1 protein-coding gene is annotated in these 826 nt (G+C 43.3%); it reads right to left on the bottom strand.

The features are described from left to right. Nucleotides 1-216: 216 nt before the first annotated feature. Nucleotides 217-826: RluA family pseudouridine synthase (locus ACRCJ0_RS16665; RefSeq protein ID WP_431391275.1), on the bottom strand; the 610-nt coding region annotated here is incomplete at its 5' end.

Genomic DNA, 826 nt, shown 5'->3' with positions numbered 1-826 from the left:
TTGTCATTTTGATTGAGACTGTAACAAAGCTGTCACACCTTCTATTTGTATCTAACAAACAGCATAATATCGGGCGCCAAAAGTCAAACTCTTCCAATACTTCCCAAAACACGTCAATTACTTGCAGTAATTGTTCGGCTTTTGGTCCAGTCCGTTGAGTCTGAACGACTTTTGCCACCCTTCTATTTTAACACATGCCAACCATTGTAATATAACCTATAGGTCAAAGCAAGCAGAAATATCTTCCGGCAAGGGTGCCTGGATTTCAACCATTTCACCGGAAAATTGGTGTTTAAATTTTAGGGACCGACAATGCAAGGCTTGTCTTTGAATGCCATGGTCCATTTGACCACCGTACAAGTCGTCTCCAATAAGTGGCGCATCATTAAAAGCAAAATGCACCCGGATTTGATGGGTGCGTCCAGTATGTAACTGTACTTTATAGACTTTTAAGGCGCCCACTTGTTCAGCTAGCCAATACTCTGTTAAAGCTGATTGGCCTGATTCGTGAACCCGTCGTTCAATGATTGACCGCGGACTTCTAGCAATCGGCTCATCAATAAAACCATGGTCAAGGTCAGATACTTTTTTATCCGAAACAGCTAGATAGGTCTTTTCAATGCCTTTTTGCTGCATTTGCTGGTCAATTAAGCCATGGGCAAAAGCGTGTTTCGCAAATAACATGACCCCACTCGTATCCCGGTCCAACCGCGTCACCACATGGATGACCTGGTTGTCATAATCCTGACTCTGGTAATAGGCCTTTAAAATATTAGCCATTGACCCCTGAGGATTGTATTGGGACGGAATAGAGGTGTAGCCAGCT

Source organism: Aerococcus sp. L_32, assembly GCF_050689315.1.
The sequence above is the reverse complement of the archived record's forward strand: the minus strand, read 5'-3'. Positions and strand labels throughout refer to the sequence as shown.